The organism is Calidifontibacillus erzurumensis (assembly GCF_013303125.1).
Taxonomy (GTDB): domain Bacteria; phylum Bacillota; class Bacilli; order Bacillales; family Bacillaceae_J; genus Calidifontibacillus; species Calidifontibacillus erzurumensis.
Window position 1 is genome coordinate 1 of sequence record NZ_JABTTE010000064.1, and the last position, 1,032, is coordinate 1,032.

Sequence of the window (1,032 nt, forward strand, 5' to 3'; positions counted from 1 at the left end):
ATGTCCCAAAATAATAAAACCGTTCCTTACAAAAAAAATACCATTCCTTAAATAAAAATACTTATCCAAAAACCGAAGGTTTTCTGCCCCGCTTCAGGAGACCTTCGGTCTTTTTATGCCCGGAAAAAGGCAGGAGAAAAGGCAGGAAGGAAAGCAGGAAAAACCCCGTCATATCAAGGAATACAAAGGAAAAAAGCAGGAGCAAAAGCAGGAAACAAAGCTGGAAAACCCACTCCTTTATCCTTGCCTCTTACCTCTATTCTGGAACGTTATTATTCTTTCAAAATCAGTGAAAAATCTTTACACAAATGAGGAAGAAGCGGGAAAAAGCAGGGAATGTTATTATTCTCTTGAAGAAAATGGAAAAAGGGTGAAAAAGGGCTTGAATGCAGGTGGGAGAAGGGAATGAGAGTTTGGGTGGGGAGGGGAAGGCGGGAAAGGTATTATTATATGGGGACATAGTAGACGGTAAGGGAAAAGGTAATACAGTAAAATTTTCGCAAATAACCTTCCGATTTTTGAAATGCAATTCTAAATGTAATGCTATAAAATATAGGAAAAAGTATTTGCGGAGGATGTATGAGTAAAGAATTAATTAGAAAATTTTTAATGGAGAATGAAGCAATCCTTATGAGGGAGAATTTATGTTGTTCCGATTTTATTGACTTGAAGGAGAGATTCTATCTCCAGTACAGCAAAAATCCAAGAATCTCCGAAGCTATTATTTTCACTTGGTTGAAAAATTACTTAGAAAATGGATTAAACACTGAATTTAATAGAAATCTTGTTTTGAAACCAGAAACTAAATTTCCCGCAGAGTATGGATATCAGACATTGGATATTTCCATAGTTGAAGGAAATGAGATCAGGTTGGGTATCTCGATAAAAATGAGTACGTCAACATCTGCGTATTTAGATGGAGCGGACTTTTCTAACCCTTTCCTTAATAAGTATCGTAAGGAATTTGTAAAAGATGAGAATGAATTTAATAGAAAAAGAAAAGAGGGTAAAAGGATAGGAGTACCAACTTTG

Annotated in this window: 1 protein-coding gene; it reads left to right on the top strand. The window is 35.8% G+C overall.

Annotated features, from left to right (window positions below):
* Positions 1–579: 579 nt before the first annotated feature.
* Positions 580–1,032 (top strand): hypothetical protein (locus tag HR057_RS16790; protein ID WP_173732647.1); only part of this gene is annotated, 453 nt, incomplete at its 3' end.